We start from the raw sequence: 18,319 nt of genomic DNA, 5'->3' as shown, positions 1-18,319 counted from the left end.
ACAAATCATTTCTTCTGTCAGGCTTTTTTCTTTTCTTTTTCCTTTTGTCCTTCGATGTAGGCAAGCACCTGGTCTCTGCTCCTGTCACTGACCGTTATGGCACAGTAAGACGGATTCCACAGATGCCCACCCCACAGTTCCTTTTTTAACTCCGGATGCGCAAGAAACATCTGGCGTGCAAGATTTCCTTTCATGATCTTGATCATATCTGAAATATAAAACTGAGGTTTACAGTCCACAAGCAGATGGATATGATCCGGCATCACCTCCATTGCCAGGATCTGAAATTTATATTCTTCTGCAAGATTCTGTAACATTTCTTCGCATTCTGTATCGATTCCGTTTTTTAAAACCTTTTTTCTGTATTTTGTACACCAGACAAGATGATACTGCAAGGAATAGACATATCCCCTACCATATGAAAGTTTGTTTTTATCTATATTAAATATATCTTTTTCTCTAGTAGATATGGGGATTACTCCCCATACCCCTACGCAAAACCGTACGTGCGCTATTAACGCATACGGCTTTTCACTTTATATTTCATACTTTATCTATAAAACAAACTTACCTTAATACTTGGTTCTAACAATGGGAATGTTCGAAGCAGTCCATTAAAGAAAGTATCCGACGCATAACTTCTTTTCTGGCTTCTCCGATTCAGCCATTTATACAATAACCATTTTGTCTGTACTAGGAAATTCTTCACTTCCCTTGTATTGTCGGTCACTCCATAATACTGGTAATGTCCCCGCAATTTTGCATTCACTGTTTTAAATATCGATTCCAATGGTATTGTCCTATGTGTCTTTATCCACTCTTTCATTGCTTTAATTTTACTGCGGAATTTCTTTTTGCTCGTCTTTACCCTACAACGGAAAAACTCTCTCTTTCCGTCCATTCCGCAATAAAACGTGAAACCAAGGAAGTCAAAGGTATCTGATTTTCTCTCTCCTCTTGCTCTTCTGTTGTGCCTGGCAAACCTCCCGAATTCCAATATCTTCGTCTTTTCTTCCGCCAGCTCTAGTCCGTATTTAGCAAAGCGTTCTTCCAGCCTCTGCTTAAATATTTTTGCTTCATACTGGTTCTGAAAACAACAGACAAAATCATCACAGTATCGGATAAGATAACACTCTCCTTTACACTGTCTCTTCACGATTACATCAAACCAGTTATCCAATACATAATGCAGATATATATTTGCAAGTATCGGACTTGCTCCATTTCCCTGTGGGGTTCCCCGTTCGCTGTCGAGATATTTGCCATTTTCCATGACTCCGGCTTTCAGGAATTTATCTATAATCTCAAGAAATTTCCGGTCTGCTATATCATGTGCCAACATCTTCATCAGCCATTCATGGTCTACATTATCAAAGAAACCTTTAATGTCTGCTTCTACCACATAGTTTGTCTTTCGATACTGCACCATTTCTATGATTTCCCTTACTGCCTGATGGCAGTTCCTGTTCGGGCGGAATCCAAAACTCTCATTATAAAACTTCGGTTCATAAATCTGCTCCAGTATCTGTGCAATCGCATTTTCCACCAGTTTATCTTCATAACTGGAAATTCCAAGCGGTCTCATTTTGCCTTTTGTTTCCTTCGGAATATAAACACGCCTTGTTGGATTCGGGCGATAGCTTCCGTTTTTCATCCTTTTCACAAGATTTGCGAGATTTTCTTCCAGATTCTTTTCGTAATCCTCTTTTGTCACCTTATCAATCCCATACGCTTTCTTTCTGTCCATAGTCTTATGGATTGCTCTCAGCGTATCCGCATTGATGTAGGCTGCAAGATTCTAAACCTTTCTGTCGGTTCTGTTTGCTTTTGCGATATTATACTGTATTCCAAGTAACTCATTCACCATGTTCATCAGCTCTCTTTTGTCTGCATAGTTCTTTGTTCTTGAAGCTATAAAGTGCACAGCCCTTTTCTCCATCTGCTTTCACAGACTTCTGCGATAATATGGCTGTGTCGGACTTCCTGCCATTCATTTGGATTCCTAACGCATTTCTTTGTTTTGGTTTCCATACCTTTTTTAAGGAAATGACAGGATCTCAGCTGTTCCGATAACATACTTATCATCAACCTCGCCAAGCTCTCAGACTGGGGGATGCCGCTATAACCTTGCCATATCGGTCATAACAGTATTGTCTGCTGTGTAATAGAGCACATCGACCATTTCCAACCTCATAATAATTTCCCAGCTCAATCACTTCACTTTCGTTTCGGCTCTGTTGCTCCCTGTCCTACGCTTAAACCTAATGTTACCATTTCGGTTCCAAGGACTCGGTACAGGCGGTTGGCTAGACCTTACCTGATAGGATTTTTTTTTTTTCCTATTGTATGATTATCAGCTTACCAAAGCTTACAGAATTTCTTCCGCTCGCTAGGGGAAATCAACTATGCTGATTTCACAGCTCGCACCCATATAAATATTGTACCATATGTATTGGTTTATGTAAACATTTGTTCTGTTGTTTAGTAAAAAAATTTGCGCGTCTAACTCATCACTGAAAGTAACGAGAATGCGACGCGCAGTTATTCAATATGATACAATTTACCAGCAATCTTTAAACAGGAATCCGTGATAATCTCTCCGTTTTCCTGCTGATGTTCATTGCGCAACTGCACAATCGGTACATTCTCCGGATAAGAAGTATGGAATACTTCATTAATCAAAGGTACTGCCAGATATGGCATTTTCTCAATCATTGTACGAAATACATCATCAAATATCGTATTATTCATTAGATACCTCACTTCTATTCTAACATACGGTAACAATGTTTGAATACCCAATTTGCACAAATATCATAAATCGGATAATCTTTATCTTTCGTACATGCTTTCATAAAGGGAAATAGATGACCGGCTGGTCTGGAATTTGAATATGTAAATTCAGTGTAACAAATACATACAGTTCCGTCAATCAATAGTTTTCGACACATCAACACTACTTTTGAAAATTTATTCCTTACGTTTCAGTAACAAATTCTCAGTTCACAATACACAAGGCTGTCACACTACATAAGCAATTAGTGTAACAGCCTCTTTTCTATTCTCTGAGATCAGGCTCATGAGATCTTGCCGTCTTTCATTTCAAATACAGTATCAACGATATTCATAGTAGATTTTCTGTATTACGTAACGTGATTTCTGTTTATACCTCATCCTTTTTTAACTTTCGTTCTAACTCTAAAACTTCTTTTCTGCACAATTCTATTGCATCATTACAGGTTTCCACATCATCACCATCTATCTCTATGCTATCGTCACCAGGATATCTGGTTGAAAAATAGAAACCATCTATCATTCTCATATGTGTCTGCGTATTTTTTGAAAACTCTGTTCCCATATTTCCTTTTAGAAATTTCATCAATCTGTTCAGACTATGTGTACGCAAAATATTTTCAAAATCTTTCTGTTGTATAGCATCATCCGGTTTATAGTATTCTGATATCAGATGCTTCATATATTTTTCGCATATTCCCTGCGCCATGGCACCCATCATATTTGCAACTATCCCCGCATCATAAGAGGCTTTAAAATATTGAAAATCATTTTCTGCAAAATCAAAATAACTGTTCAAGGCCATATCTGAATTCCTTCCTTTCGCACATTTGTATAATACAGCATTTTGTTCCTTTTCCAGTCATCGCCAACTACAATTTTCAGATCCGTTTCTGCATCATCCAATTCCTCAGAGGATACTTCTGATTTTAGAAGATAAAGATATTTTTTAAGTTCCGGCCGGGAGCGGAATGACTCTGACAGTTCCAGAAACAGATCAACATCACTGCTATATTTCTCTTCTCCCCGTGCACAACTGCCATACAGATATATTGTCTTAATATAAGGCCTTATGCATGATGACTGAATAGTTCGTAAAGCATACTCCGCTGCATCTCTCTGCCGTTTTGATCTGATACATGTCAGCATTTTCTATTCCTCCGTTTTCTCTGTATATTATTTCCAGATTATGCTTACATTTTCTGCTTCAGGATTTCTTTGTAAAAAAATTATAACATTCCTTATCTTCTATGTCTATCTTCCATTTATCTGGTGAAAAATTAGAGTGTATTATTGTTACTTTCTTTTATTTTCCTTCAAAGATCTGAGCGATCGGTGAATCTGCAGACAGTATCACTGTTTTGTCCTCACCTTTCATAGATGTCTTCAGCGCATCCAGGCTTCTCACAAATGAATAAAACTCACTTCTGTCCTCTTCTCCATAAGCCTGCGCAAGAATTTTCATATATTCCTGCTCCCCTTCCGCCCCCAGGATCTCTGCCTGTTTTTTAGCATCAGAAATCTGAATTGCTACTTCTTTGTCGGTTTTATTTCGAATCACCTTTGCTTCAGAGTTTCCCTCTGCCTTGTAAGTCGCTGCAATATTATCTCGTTCAGAAATCATTCGTTCATATACAGCTTCCTTATTATCATCCGGCAGGTCCAGCTGCTTGGTTTCGAATTTGAGAAGTTCGATTCCATACTGATCCATGTTTGTTCCTATTGCCTCCATGACCATATCAGACAGTTCTCCGTCACGACTTGTGATCACCTGATCCTGTGACATACTGCTGATCGCATTTTTGGTAGCATTATACACAGCAGTATTAATTCGACTTTCGCCGCTTTCCACAGAAGAGTTTAATGTCTGTGCAAATTTAAGCGGGTCGCTGATTTTCCAGAGAACATAGCTGTCGCTGATCATTGTTTTCTTATCTTTTGTAATTACATCAGATGCTGCAAGATCATACAGCAGTGTTTCCTTTGGCAATGACTGTGTACTCTCTATAAACGGAATCTTAAAACTGATTCCCGATGAGCTGATCACCCTGTCAACCTTGCCAAACTGACGGATCAGCTTATATTCATTTTGCTGAGTTACTGTTACCGACGCTCCGACAGCTACAACCACTGCAGACACACCAATTAATATTCCAATTTTCTTACCTTTCATAAATTAGTCCTTTCCAAATTATATCTCTATCCTTCGTATTTCATTTACCAAAACACTTTTATATGAAATATTTTCTGTCATTTCTTTATTCGTTCTCAGAATCATTTATATTTTGTGTATCCTGAGCACTCTGCGGGTCTGTGTTCAGTGTTTCTGTTGAATTCTCTGAACTATCCCCTGTAAAAGAATCTAACGGCAGAACCTTCTGCACTCCATCTCCATTATCAATCACAATCTTCATTCCCGGCAGCACATCTTCCATTGCCTCATAGAACATACGCTTCTTTGTGATCTCCGGATTCTTAACATACTCCTCATACATGGCATTAAAACGTGCAACCTCAGCTTCCGCCTCATTAATCCTTACCTGCTTCTGCGCCTCAGCATCCTGAATGATCTGGTCTGCTTCTGCCTCAGCCTCCGGAAGCTTTTCGTTTCTGTATTTATTGGCATTATTCAAAGCAGTTTCTTTTCCCTGCTTGGCAGTTTCTACTGCTTTAAATGCTTTCATAACCTCCTGTGTGGGCGGTTCTGAATCCTGGATTGTGATATTCACAAGCTGAATCCCCAGATCCTGTTCCTCCATCTGCTTCAGGATCATTTCTTTAATCTTACTCTGGATCTCACCTTTTCCGGTGGTAAGCACTTCATCCACATCATAACTTGCGATTACTGTACGGATACAGCTTTGAGAAATATTTTTTAGAATATCTTCCGGTTCCTCTGAATTATAAAGATATTTTACCGGTTCTAAAATTCTGTACTCAACAAAGAAATCTACATCAATAAAGTTATAATCCGAGGTAATCATAATGCCCTCATTCTCAACCACCGAATTATCTCCCATACTATATCCAATAGGAAATCCCTGGATCGTTGTATTTACTTTCTGTACTTTCTGTATAAAAGGAATCTTAAAATGCAGTCCTGTTTCTGCCACTGCCTTCGGCACTCCGAAAGTTGTCAATACTGCCTGTTCCTGCTCCTGGATCTGATAGGTAGCATCTCCCGCAAGCCCTGCAATAATCACCAACCCTGCTGCTCCTATTACAATACGTTTCACATGTTTTCCCGGCTTCTGTAATTTTTTAAATGGATTTACTTTTTCGTTCACTTTTCTCCTCCGTTTCACCATTTGACATAATTAAATTTTTTGCTTCTAAAAATTTCTGAAGAAAAGAAAAAGACTTTCATTTCAGACATAATATGAGCTCTTCTCTTAATGTCTAAAACAAAAGTCTTGCCGATTATATCATAATGCGGGCATTCTTAATCTGCCGTTCTGACGCATTTATGTACCATTTATAGGAAAAACAAGTCCAGTTCTTCATAACGATGGCCGCTACTCCCTTTTCTTTGAGCAGCATCATATCATAACTATTTACAAAATGCAAGAAATATTTTTACGTAATCTCAGTCGCATGTTATACTTATGTTACTGTTCACACACCACTATCCCGAGACATACAAACCAAAATTCCATTGCCACAGGCAATCTGGAATAAATTTGGGCTACGTTACTGAGAATGGAGTGAACAGTAACATACTTATTATATTAAAGCCGAAACTTTTTCAAATAATTCGGTCTCAGGAGGTTTTTCATGAAAGCATACGAACGCCTATTATCTTATGTAAAAGTATTCACTCCAAGCAGTGAAGAAACCGGTACTTCCCCATCTACACAATATCAGTTTGACCTTGCCAGACTTCTGGTTCAGGAATTAAGGGAACTGGGTGTGAAAGATGCCGATGTAGATGAACATTGCTATGTCTATGGACATATTCCGGCAACCAGAGGATATGAATCCTGCCAAAAACTGGGCTTTATCGCTCATATGGATACAGTCTCTGATTTCTGCGATCATCCGGTTACTCCGGTTATCACTCCGAATTATGACGGCAAAAACCTTGCACTTGGAACCAGCGGCAGAGTTCTCTCCCCGAAAATGTTCCCTCATCTCTCCACATTAAAAGGCAGAACTCTCATTACTTCCGATGGAACCACCATCCTCGGTGCAGATGACAAAGCCGGAATTGCCGAGATTATGACAATAATTGAACACCTCAATGACAATACTATTCCGCATGGTCCTCTCTGCATTGCATTTACCCCTGACGAAGAAATAGGAATGGGACCAGCCCATTTTGATATAAAAAAATTTGGAGCTGATTTTGCTTATACACTTGATGGTGATACAGAAGGTGAAATCCAGTATGAAAACTTTAATGCTGCCAGAGCAGTAGTAGAATTTACCGGTGTAAACGTACACCCGGGTTCTTCTAAAAATACAATGGTCAACGCAGCACTTGTTGCCATGGAGTTCAATTCCATGCTCCCTTCCGCTGACACACCAAGAAATACGGAAGACTATGAAGGATTTTTCCATCTCTATTCCATAAAGGGAGATGTCTCACACGCTGCTCTCGAATATATCATTCGTGACCACAATGCAACTACTTTTGATGTCCGTAAGAAGAGTATGGAACACATCACTAAAATTTTAAATGAAAAATGGGGAAAAGGAACTGTCTCACTTACCATCACAGAACAGTACCGAAATATGAAAGAAATCATCGACACCTGCATGGAACTGATTGAGCATGCAACTGCAGCATGCAAAGAATGCAATATCCCGCCGCTTATCACCCCGATCCGCGGAGGCACAGACGGTGCCCAGTTAAGCTTTATGGGACTCCCATGCCCGAATCTCGGAACAGGAGGACATGCTTATCATGGACCTTATGAACACATTACTGTTGAAGGAATGGATATTGCTGTAGATGTAGGATTAAAGATTATCGAATTATTTTACAAATATCCATTCATATAACAACAAGAGACCTCCATAGACAGTCCCTTATTTTCCTAATGAAATCTGATATTCATGAGTCAGCGTATGGCATTTCAAGTATTATGAGCATGAGCAGGAAGTTCAAAGTTCCAATCTGCGATTACCTTTCCCCGCCATTCCGGATGTACATGGAATCCCTGATTGTAAACCCCTGTGGACCAATCATACTTGGAATTGATCACTCCTCTGCTGCCATGGTACAGGAGACAATGGTATGTGTAAACTGATAAAAGGGATTAAACACGAAAAAAGAAACTGCATCTCCTAGTCCATGATCCTCTGATCAGAAAATACAGTTTCTCTTTATGTTCACTATTTAACCTTTTACAGCTCCAACTGTAAAACTCTCCTGAACCTGTTTGCTCAGTAACAGATAAATCACTACTGTCGGCAGTGTAGCGATCACCATACCGGCTCCGATAATTCCCCAGTTCGTGGAATGTTCTCCTACAAAAGACATAATTCCTACAGGAAGTGTCTTGTACTGTGAACTGTCTACAAATGTGTTTGCAAATAAAAGCTCGTTCCATGTATTCAAGAATGCGAAGATACAGGAAGTGGCAATTCCAGGACGTATCATAGGCAGGATGATTCTGAAAAACATGTTGAAAATATTACATCCATCAATACATGCAGCCTCTTCGATCTCTCTTGGCAGAGCTTTGAAGAATCCGCTTAATATCATAACCGTCATCGGCATGGCAAATGTAATATACGGAAGCATCAGTCCCAGATATCCGCCTCTGATTCCCAGTCGATCCAGTCCCTGAAACAGTGGAAGCAGAGTTGCCTGTACAGGAATCATGATTCCCAAACTGAAGATTGCTGCCACAATTCCTTTTGCTTTCCAGTACATTCTATTTATCGCATATGCAACCATGGATGCCAGAAGTGTTGAAACAACAACTGTCACTGCTGCATAGAAAACAGAGTTCAACAGATATCGTAAGATTTCTCCTCCCATAAGGGCCTTGGAGTAATTTCCAAAATGCCATACTTTCGGCAGACCCACCAGGTTGTTGGAATCAAATATTTCCGTGTTACTTTTGAATGAAAAAGTTACTAGCCAGTAGAACGGGAATATCTGAACAAAGGTAAATACAGCCAGGAACAGATAGATTAAGGTCTTTTTTAATTTCATAGCACTCATTTTCATCTGCGTCTCCTCTCAAATCATTGATGCATTTTCTTCAGATTTTTTGAAAATGCGATTGAGCAGGAAGCTGAACAGCAGACATTCAAACACGATGAAGAACGCCTGGGCGCTGCCGTAACCATAGCGGCATTTTACAAACAGATTATCATACATCAATGTTGCAGGAACTTCACTGACATGGTTCGGGCCGCCGCCTGTCATAACATATACCAGGTCAAATACACGCAGAGAACCAACCAGTGCAAATGTGGCACATACTTTAATCGTCGGCATCAGCAGCGGGATCGTGATCTTCGTAGCTGCCTTGAATCCTGTAGCTCCGTCCAGTTTCGCAGCTTCATAATATTCCGGCGAAATATTCTTCACACCTGCATAGAGGATGACCATATGGTATCCGATGCTCTGCCAGATTGCCGGGATCACCGTTGTCATATAAGCAGTTTTCGGATTTACCAGCCATGCAGTATCGTTTACCATTCCCAGTGCACCCAGGATCGCATTCAGAAGTCCCTCACTGTTGAAGATCTTGCACCAGAGCTGTCCGATTACCATACTGGAGATTACTACCGGCAGGAAAAATACAGTTCTGTAAAAGCCCTCTCCCTTGATCCCGTTTGCCAGGAGGATGGCCAGGAATAACGCGATAGGGATCTGAATAAACAAAGAACCTGCTGCCAGAATAAATGAGTTCAATACAGATCTCAGGAAATAAGGATCTGTTGTAAATAGTTCTTTGTAATTTTTTAATCCAATAAAGACTTTTTCTCCGATTCCGTCGTAATTGAACAGTCCGTAATATCCTGTGGTAAACAGCGGGATCACCGCCATTACCAGAAACAGGATCAGGCCCGGTGCGACGAAAACAGCGATATAGGCCTTATTACTTAAAAGTTTTTTCATAGTTTCATCCCTACGTTATTCTGCTGCGCTGATTGCATCCTGATGTGCAGTCATAAAGCTGTCAATATCTGCGTTTCCGGAAAGTAAGGACTGAGCCTGCTCCAGATGAACAGCTGCTGCGTTTGCATTTATGATACCATCCCAGTTCTGTACACCTGTTTTTACGCCATCATAGAGATCCATTAATTTTACAAATGTCGGGGAGATCGTGTCTGTGTCAACATCTGTATTCCAGCATGGGAATCCTGTGCCAAGTTCCAGAGCCTGCTCGCCCATTTTCTCAGAAATATACATTGCGAAATCTGCGGACTCTTCCGGTGTATCTGTGTTTTTGTTTACAAAGAAGGAAGCACTTGCACCGCCTGCATAATCAGCTGCATCCTGCTCGTCAGAAACTACAGGGAATGTGATCACTTCTACATCTTTAACAGCGCTGTCTTCTGCATTGTCGATAGTTCCTGCGAACCAGCTTCCGTCAAGCTGCATTGCAACTTTTCCGTTGAGGAAGTCTGCGGTAGCTTCTGCTTCGCCGTCTTCCAGAGGGTTCTTGCCAAGGATTCCTTTGTCGTATAATTCAACAACATCTTCTGCTGCTTTCTTGAATCCCTCGTTTGTGAATTCTGTTTCGCCCAGAAGTGCGGACTGTACTTCAGAAGCACCTACTTCTCTCAGTGCAAGTGATTCATACAGAGCACCTGCAAGCCATGCATCTTTTGCGCCGACAGCCAATGGTGTTACTCCGTCCAGTTTCGCAAGCGCTTCGCCGGCTGTGATCAGTTCATCATAAGTAGTAGGAATCTCTACTCCTGCCTGGTCAAATAAATCTTTGTTGCAGAACAGGCACATCATATAGCTGTCAATCGGAAGTGCATATAAATTTCCATCCAGTTCAAAGTTGCTTGTGGAACCTTCTTTAATTCTGCTCTTAATATCATCTGTTACATAATCATTTAACGGTAAAACTTTATCAGCATCTGTAAGCTGTTTCAGTTTTCCAGGTGCCCAGTAATAAAATACATCTACTCCAGAAGCGCTGCTTGCGAATTCTGTAGAGATTTTTGTCTTATAGGATTCTGTATCCAGACCGTGAAGTTCAATTTTGATATTTTCATGTTCTTTCTCGTATTCTTCTACCGCTGCCTCGAATGCCTGTGTCTGTGCACTTTCCGGGTCTGTAAACTGATGCCATACATCCAGTGTTACTGTATCAGCTGCGAAAACTGTTGCAGATGCTCCGAAAACTGTTGTTCCAACCATTGCAACACCCATGCACGCTGCTGTAAACTTTTTCCAATTGTTCATTTTTTTCCTCCCTGAATTATGAACTCTAAGTGACTTGTTATGTTGATATTATAAAATCCGGAAGGCGTTTTCTCAATTCAGATTATTTACCTGAAAGGGTGCGATTTTTACTTTTGTACTCATTTACTGTTTTTCCGGTGTACTTTTTAAAGGATGTTCCGAAGTAATGTGCATCAGGCATTCCCACGGCCGCCGCTACTTCATATACTTTCAGATCCGTAGTATCAAAAAGCTCCATACTCTTCTCCACGCGCTTGCGCATAATATATTTCGTAATACTTTCCCCTACAGACTGTTTGAAAATACGGCTGAGATAACTGGCATTTACAAACAGATCCGATGCGATCAGGTTCAGGGACAGTTTCTCCCTGTCCAGATTCTGTTCAATATATTCCTGTGCTTTCTGAGCTACTGTATTTCCTCCTGCATTCCGTGAAATCGTCTGTATGGTTCCCTCGATTAGAGCATACAGTGTTCTGCAGAACTCCTGCAGTGTATTAATCCCTGAAATATTTTCCAGGATCTTTACCTGTTCTTCATTATCCAGATGTTTATTGCTTTCCTTCAATACAGACATCGTATTGTGGAAGAGCAGAACCCCCAGATTACGAAGCTGAGAGATCATCAACGGACCGTTAAAAATATACTGTTCCAGATAATGGTCTATAAATCCAACAGCCGCTTCCTGGTCACCACTTTTCACTGCGATCCTGTAACTGTCGAAATTCACCGGGTAAGAATGACTGATCTGCTGCATATATTCAATATAATCCTCGTAGAAGATCAGGGTCTTTCTCTCATCCCGCATAGTGTCTACCAGTGCTTCCTCACATTCTGAGAGTATTTTCGGACTGTCATCTATTTCTTCATAATAACAGCTGACTGATGTAGCTACTGTGCCGTCTTTGCCCAGTTCAGTAATCTGTTCAAATGCATTCCCGAGCAGCTTTTTAATCTCCGGCGTTTCTTCTACAACAAAAAATATCTTGTTCTTCTCCAGGGAGAAATACCCGTAATTTTTTTCACCCAGAGCTTCATTCATGATCTCCAGAAGTTTCAGCAGAATATCGTGATCTTCCAGATCCATGATGAGCAAAGCTCCCCGGACTCCTTTGTTTTTCCACAGCCGGATCTGATATTCAGAAAGCTTTTCCTCAGCTTCCTCAGATTTAATATACCCGGTGACGATCCTTCGAAGCAGTTCCTGGCAGAGAACCGGATAGATTTCCACATCTTTCGACTGCTGTTCCCGTTCCTTCAGGATCTGTTCCCGCAGCTTCACCGCAGCAGCCAGAAGTTCATCTGACTGGATAGGTTTTAACAGAAATTCTTCCACTCCTATGTGTATGGCTTCTCTGGCATATTCGAACTCCCGGTATCCGGTAACGATCACAATATGCACTGCCGGATATGTCTCCCGGATGCGCCTGCTCAGTTCCAGTCCATCTATTCTCGGCATATTAATGTCTGTATACACAATATCTGGCGTCTGTTTCTCCATCAGTGCCAGCGCATCCTCTGCACACTGGACATTGCCCATAATGTGAAACCCCTCCGATTCCCAGGCTACGCTTTTTTCCATTAATATGCCTTCATATTTCTCATCATCTACTATTAGTATATTAATAACATCCTTCTCCATTACTGTCCCTCTTCTTCGTATTAACCATCTGTTTTGTATGAAAAACGTACCCTCACTTCCGTCCAGCATCCCGGCTGGCTAGATATGGATACTGCATCCTCAATCCCATAAAATAGTTCAACTCTCTGTTTCACACTGTGAAGCCCGAATCCTGACTTGGAAGTTTTATATCCGCCTTCCAGGATCAGCCGGATCTTATCCTCCGGAATCCCTACCCCATTATCTCTCACAGAAACTTCCATCAGTTTGTCGTCCAGTGCCTGCACAGAAATACACAGTTCCCCTTTGCCCTCTTTCTGGCGCATTCCATGATGGACTGCATTCTCCACCAAAGGCTGCAGGATCAGTTTCAGCATCAGAATATCCAGCAGATTTTCATCCACTTTATATTCAATGCTGATTTCATTATTATACCGGATATTGATGATCGTCATGTAACTTTTGATAATATCCAGTTCTTCCCTCACCGTGATCACCTGACATCCACTGTTTAAGCTGTTTCTGTAAAATCTTCCCAGCGCCTGTGTCATCTGGAAACTTTTGTCCTGATCCCCGATCAGAGTAAGGCCGCTGATCACATCCAGAGTATTATACAGGAAATGGGGATTGATCTGCTCCAGGATCAGATCCAGTTCATTTTTCCGAATGATCTTCTCTTCTTCCTTGGTTCTCTCCAGAAGCTTACGGATAGAATTCAACAGATTATTATAGGTCCGTTTCAGGTTGGTGATCTCATCCTCACATTCTTCATCCACCTCCAAGTTCTCAGGAATAGATTTAGAATACATCATCTGTTCTTCCATTTTCTGGATCGGTCTGCTCACTGTATGGGAAATAAAAATCCAGCACAGGATTAGCATACCTATATTGACGATCAGGACGATGAGCGTATCGAAATAACTGATACTGTTGGAAAAACTGCTCATAGGTGTCTCTATAGCTAGGGTCCATCCATCTATCATAGATGAGATCTTTTTATACACCATGGAATTCTCTTCGCTGCGTACAATCTTTGTCTCATTTTCTTCCAGGGATCCGATAATATCCTTGCTTACATCATAGTTTTCTTTTTCCTTCGGTCCGAAGATCAAAATGTCATTCATCAACACATAAAAATTGGAATTCAGATTTCCGCCCACAGAATCGAAGATCTCGCGGATGGTTTTCTCATCGATATTTACCATGAGGATTCCCAATTTGGAATAATCTGTTTTTTTCTTGATCACACGGATCATGGAGAGAATATTTCTGTTTTTGCTTTTATAGCTGACGATTCCTCCACCATCTGTCTCAAAGATCCAGTCCCCATCCTTTTTTATGGCTTTTTCATACCAGTAGGCATCTTCTACAGCAATTTCTTTCTTCGAAACAACCTCTTCTCTGTTGCACATAAAAGAATTTCCTATATTGTCATAAAATACAATAGAGGAAATATAATCTCCTGCCAGCATGATATTGGTCAGGCAGTCCTGCAATTCTGTTCTAGTCTTCACAGTCAGATTTCCTTTGGATACCTCTTCCAGAGTATCCTGAAACATTTTGCTCCAGAACACTGCATAGGTATCCTGATTTACATGATCAATCATCAGCTCCAGGTTGCTGTCGATGGCATGAAGAGTCTGTGTTGTCATTTCACCGATATGCTTCAGATTGGATTTCTGACTGCTGTATACCACTGTTCCTATGGAAATGACAGACGACATTAAAATGCAGGCAAGGAACAATACCCATATTTTTGTCTTTATCTTCATCCTTTTCAAACCCTTCATGCATCCACCTCTTCTTATTTCTTATACCAATTTTATCAATGCCACACCATATGCCGGAAGAGCAAATTCCAGCACTGCTTCTTCTCCTTCTACCTTAACAGGTAATTCCTCTGTTTTCAACTCAGAAGCCTCTTTTAATTCCTTCACCTGAGCAGGTGTGGGATAAGTAGGGCATCCCATTTCTTCCCATTGTTTTTTCGCATTTGCATGGTTATCATCGATCCTCTGAATCTCTGCTTTTTTACCGGGGGCATTTTTGATATGAATTTCTACTTTTTCTTCAGAAACTGATTTTCCGATCATTTCCTGATTATAGACCAGAATTGCAAGGCTGCCTTCTTTGTCCACAATCGGGCAGATTCCCACATGTCCCTGTTCTTCTACTTTCGGAAGCCGTTCCTCTCCCAGCTGATGCATCAGTTCAAAGGCACGGTATACAGGTTTCGGAATTCCATGAATGGTCTGCAGTCCGAATCCACCCCTGAACTCTCCCGGAACCTGTCCATGTTCTTCGAAGATATCAGAAAATGTCCAGAATGAATATGCTTCTACATATCCATAGTTATCAATGAGAGTCTTGGTTACCAATGCGGAGCTGTAAGGTGTATCATGGAATTCGTCTCCCTCATTGGCTGAAGTGTTCCATTCTGTATAATATAATGGAAGGTTTCCTGCTTCATGCTTCGCAATACGTACCATCTTGGTCAGCAGTCCTCTACGGTCTATCTCATCGCTGTTTAAGTTGACTTCTTCTCCGAAGAAATTATCCAGATGCATATCTGCATTCCAGTTGGGATCATCTGATGGATAGTGATGAGTGGAAATAAAATCAAGCGGTACGGAATTTTTCTCACAGTAGTTGACAAAATCCGGGATCCACTCATTATTGGCAGTGGCCGGTCCGCCGGTTCTCAGGTTTGCGCCTACACTTTTTACTGCTCTGGCAGTATGTTCATATAATAAGAAATAATCTTCCTGGTCTCCTGCAAAAAAGAAATCCAGATCCGGTTCATTCCACACTTCGAAGAACCACTTCTCCAGTTCTTCCATTCCGTATCTACTCTCCAGATGTTTCAACAACTCAACGATCAATCCATCCCACAGTTCGAAGCTCTTAGGCATGGTAACGTTTCCTTTATAATAGAAGCAAGTCTGATCACCTGATGCAAATGGTGTGGGCATGAAACTCAATTCCACAAATGGCTTCATGTCAATACTTAATAAGAAATCAAAGATATTGTCAATATTGACGAAATTGTATTCGTATTTTCCAGGCTCAACTTCTCTGACCACACTCATCTGATCATTAAAAAGTCCATGAAAACGTACATACTGAAATCCCAGATCCTTCTTGGCTTTTCTCAGCATCATTCTGTAATCTTCACGCAGTGCAGTATATGCATGGCAAGCACCTACGCATTTCTCCCAATAGTGATCAAATTTAGTTTTCGGCGCATTCTGATCTACATAAAACTTCAAATTCTCCATCTTTTCCTCCTGAAAGTGCATTTTTATTTTTTATTATAAACATGCCATTTCCATCCATGCAATACGCCCTGACTGCAAAGTCAAAATCCCGACCTATTCTGTAAAAAAATTACCCCTCTTTCTTAGTAATCCCCATATCCAGCTAACTTCCTAGTTTTCGCGAATCCCAGCCAGAAAAAAGAAATGGTTTCCCCTTTGAAACACATAAAAAAGGCCAGCTATCATCTAGCTGGCCTTTCCTATATCTTCAAAACTACATACATGCTGACATTTCCTTGAGATTCATTCTTCCTGCGATTCTTGGTCAAGCCCTCACCCGATTAGTAACAGTCAGCTCCATGCATTACTGCACTTCCACCTCTGCCCTATCTACCTCGTCGTCTTCAAGGGGGTTTACTTCTTTCGAATGGGATATCTCATCTTAAGGGGGGCTTCACGCTTAGATGCCTTCAGCGTTTATCCCTTCCGGGCTTGGCTACTCGGCCGTAGACTTGGCAGTCTAACCGATGCACCAGCGGCCCGTCCATCCCGGTCCTCTCGTACTAAGGACAGCTCCTCTCAGATATCCTACGCCCACGCCGGATAGGGACCGAACTGTCTCACGACGTTCTGAACCCAGCTCGCGTACCGCTTTAATGGGCGAACAGCCCAACCCTTGGGACCTACTACAGCCCCAGGATGCGATGAGCCGACATCGAGGTGCCAAACCACTCCGTCGATGTGAACTCTTGGGAGTGATAAGCCTGTTATCCCCAGGGTAGCTTTTATCCGTTGAGCGATGGCATTCCCACTTAATACCACCGGATCACTAAGCCCTACTTTCGTACCTGCTCCACCCGTCGGTGTCGCAGTCAAGCTCCCTTCTGCCTTTGCACTCTTCGAATGGTTTCCGTCCATTCTGAGGGAACCTTTGGGCGCCTCCGATACCCTTTCGGAGGCGACCGCCCCAGTCAAACTCCCCGTCTGGCATTGTCCCACCGCCGGGTCACGGCGGCTGGTTAGAAACCCAATACTGCAAGGGTGGTATCCCAACAGCGGCTCCATGGCAACTGGCGTTACCATCTCCTAGCCTCCCACCTATCCTGTACATGCAATACCGAGTCCCAGTACCAGACTGGAGTAAAGCTCCATGGGGTCTTTCCGTCCTGGCGCAGGTAACCAGCATCTTCACTGGTACTTCAATTTCACCGGATGCATTGTCGAGACAGCGCTCAAATCATTACGCCTTTCGTGCGGGTCGGAACTTACCCGACAAGGAATTTCGCTACCTTAGGACCGTTATAGTTACGGCCGCCGTTTACTGGGGCTTAAATTCAAAGCTTCGCTTGCGCTAACCTCTCCTCTTAACCTTCCAGCACCGGGCAGGCGTCAGCCCATATACCTCACCTTTCGGTTTCGCATAGACCTGTGTTTTTGCTAAACAGTTGCTTGAGCCTATTCTCTGCGGCCTGGTTTCCCAGGCACCCCTTATCCCTAAGTTACGGGGCCATTTTGCCGAGTTCCTTGACAATGCTTCTTCCGCCGGCCTTAGGATTCTCTCCTCATCCACCTGTGTCGGTTTACGGTACGGGTACGGTATAAACGATAGCGGCTTTTCTTGACGCATGGCTCACGGACTTCGTTACTTTATTTCACTCCGCATCACGGCTTCCCATTGCCACCCGGATTTGCCAAAGTGACTGGTACCCCGCTTGCACCGGGCTTTCCATTCCCGGCTTCCGCTTTCCTTACGTGTCCCCACAGTTCTGTCATACCGCAGTACAGGAATCTCCACCTGTTGTCCATCGGCTACGACTCTCGTCCTCGCCTTAGGCCCCGACTTACCCAGAGCAGATCAGCTTTACTCTGGAAACCTTGGATATTCGGCCATAAGGATTCCCACCTTATTCTCGCTACTCATTCCGGCATTCTCTCTTCCATGCAGTCCACAGCTCCTTACGGTACTGCTTCTTCCCGCATGCAATGCTCCTCTACCAACCTTTCGGTTCCTTAGTTTCGGTGGCGCGTTTCAGCCCCGGACATTTTCGGCGCAGGACCTCTCGACCAGTGAGCTATTACGCACTCTTTGAATGGATGGCTGCTTCTGAGCCAACATCCTGGTTGTCTTCGAAATCCCACATCCTTTTCCACTTAACGCGCACTTGGGGACCTTAACTGAAGGTCTGGGCTCTTTCCCTTTTGACCGCCCAACTTATCTCGTGCAGTCTGACTCCCGATAATCGATTACGCGGCATTCGGAGTTTG

16 protein-coding genes and 1 rRNA gene (1 of these 17 cut by a window edge) are annotated in these 18,319 nt (G+C 42.2%); 2 read left to right on the top strand and 15 right to left on the bottom strand.

Annotated elements, in window-relative coordinates; all coding sequences use genetic code 11:
• Positions 1-17 precede the first annotated feature (17 nt).
• From tnpA to hflK, 8 genes are all read right to left on the bottom strand, one after another.
• Positions 18-449, bottom strand: coding sequence for an IS200/IS605 family transposase (gene tnpA, locus NQ550_RS04675; protein ID WP_119251576.1), 432 nt, complete (start codon positions 447-449; stop codon positions 18-20).
• A 101-nt stretch (positions 450-550) separates the two neighbouring features.
• A complete protein-coding gene (gene ltrA, locus NQ550_RS04670; protein ID WP_259839384.1) occupies positions 551-1,747 on the bottom strand; it encodes a group II intron reverse transcriptase/maturase in 1,197 nt (398 codons plus the stop codon).
• Positions 1,748-1,798: 51 nt separating this feature from the next.
• Positions 1,799-1,939: a hypothetical protein gene (locus NQ550_RS04665; RefSeq protein ID WP_259839382.1), complete on the bottom strand. Its 141-nt coding sequence runs from the start codon at positions 1,937-1,939 to the stop codon at positions 1,799-1,801.
• Between the two features lie 602 nt (positions 1,940-2,541).
• Positions 2,542-2,751 carry a hypothetical protein gene (locus NQ550_RS04660; protein WP_025580781.1) on the bottom strand — a complete coding sequence of 70 codons (210 nt, stop codon included), beginning with the start codon at positions 2,749-2,751 and terminating at the stop codon, positions 2,542-2,544.
• A 412-nt stretch (positions 2,752-3,163) separates the two neighbouring features.
• Positions 3,164-3,598 (bottom strand): HEPN domain-containing protein, encoded by a 435-nt coding sequence (locus tag NQ550_RS04655; protein WP_025580780.1) that lies wholly within the window; start codon positions 3,596-3,598, stop codon positions 3,164-3,166.
• Complete coding sequence (locus NQ550_RS04650; RefSeq protein ID WP_008705807.1) at positions 3,589-3,942, bottom strand: nucleotidyltransferase domain-containing protein; 354 nt, start codon at positions 3,940-3,942, stop codon at positions 3,589-3,591. Before NQ550_RS04650 ends, NQ550_RS04655 begins: the two co-directional genes overlap by 10 nt.
• 157 nt (positions 3,943-4,099) lie before the next feature.
• Entirely contained in the window at positions 4,100-4,966 is an 867-nt protein-coding gene (gene hflC, locus NQ550_RS04645) for a protease modulator HflC (RefSeq protein ID WP_025580779.1), read from the bottom strand.
• An 85-nt stretch (positions 4,967-5,051) separates the two neighbouring features.
• Positions 5,052-6,080, bottom strand: a complete 1,029-nt coding sequence (hflK, locus tag NQ550_RS04640; RefSeq protein WP_025580778.1) for an FtsH protease activity modulator HflK — start codon at positions 6,078-6,080, stop codon at positions 5,052-5,054.
• A gap of 487 nt (positions 6,081-6,567) precedes the next feature.
• Here hflK and pepT point away from each other — a divergent pair, with 487 nt between their 5' ends.
• Positions 6,568-7,797: a peptidase T gene (pepT, locus tag NQ550_RS04635; RefSeq protein WP_025580777.1), complete on the top strand. Its 1,230-nt coding sequence runs from the start codon at positions 6,568-6,570 to the stop codon at positions 7,795-7,797.
• 38 nt (positions 7,798-7,835) lie between these two features.
• Complete coding sequence (locus tag NQ550_RS04630) at positions 7,836-8,045, top strand: hypothetical protein (protein ID WP_025580776.1); 210 nt, start codon at positions 7,836-7,838, stop codon at positions 8,043-8,045.
• 89 nt (positions 8,046-8,134) lie between these two features.
• Here the strand turns inward: NQ550_RS04630 and NQ550_RS04625 are convergent, their stop codons facing one another.
• The 7 genes from NQ550_RS04625 to NQ550_RS04595 form a co-directional block, all read right to left on the bottom strand.
• Complete coding sequence (locus NQ550_RS04625; protein ID WP_049947387.1) at positions 8,135-8,968, bottom strand: carbohydrate ABC transporter permease; 834 nt, start codon at positions 8,966-8,968, stop codon at positions 8,135-8,137.
• 18 nt (positions 8,969-8,986) lie between these two features.
• Complete coding sequence (locus NQ550_RS04620) at positions 8,987-9,874, bottom strand: carbohydrate ABC transporter permease (protein ID WP_025580774.1); 888 nt, start codon at positions 9,872-9,874, stop codon at positions 8,987-8,989.
• Positions 9,875-9,889: 15 nt separating this feature from the next.
• Complete coding sequence (locus tag NQ550_RS04615) at positions 9,890-11,176, bottom strand: ABC transporter substrate-binding protein (protein WP_025580773.1); 1,287 nt, start codon at positions 11,174-11,176, stop codon at positions 9,890-9,892.
• A gap of 82 nt (positions 11,177-11,258) precedes the next feature.
• Positions 11,259-12,818, bottom strand: a complete 1,560-nt coding sequence (locus NQ550_RS04610) for a response regulator transcription factor (RefSeq protein WP_025580772.1) — start codon at positions 12,816-12,818, stop codon at positions 11,259-11,261.
• A gap of 20 nt (positions 12,819-12,838) precedes the next feature.
• Positions 12,839-14,587 carry a cache domain-containing sensor histidine kinase gene (locus tag NQ550_RS04605; RefSeq protein WP_025580771.1) on the bottom strand — a complete coding sequence of 583 codons (1,749 nt, stop codon included), beginning with the start codon at positions 14,585-14,587 and terminating at the stop codon, positions 12,839-12,841.
• A 21-nt stretch (positions 14,588-14,608) separates the two neighbouring features.
• Entirely contained in the window at positions 14,609-16,075 is a 1,467-nt protein-coding gene (locus NQ550_RS04600; RefSeq protein WP_025580770.1) for a GH39 family glycosyl hydrolase, read from the bottom strand.
• 300 nt (positions 16,076-16,375) lie between these two features.
• Positions 16,376-18,319, bottom strand: a 23S ribosomal RNA gene (locus NQ550_RS04595) (it continues 939 nt past the right edge of the window).

The organism is Blautia wexlerae DSM 19850 (assembly GCF_025148125.1).
Lineage (GTDB): Bacteria > Bacillota > Clostridia > Lachnospirales > Lachnospiraceae > Blautia_A > Blautia_A wexlerae.
Note: the sequence above shows the minus strand (reverse complement) of the source record. Positions and strands in the feature narration are given on the sequence as shown.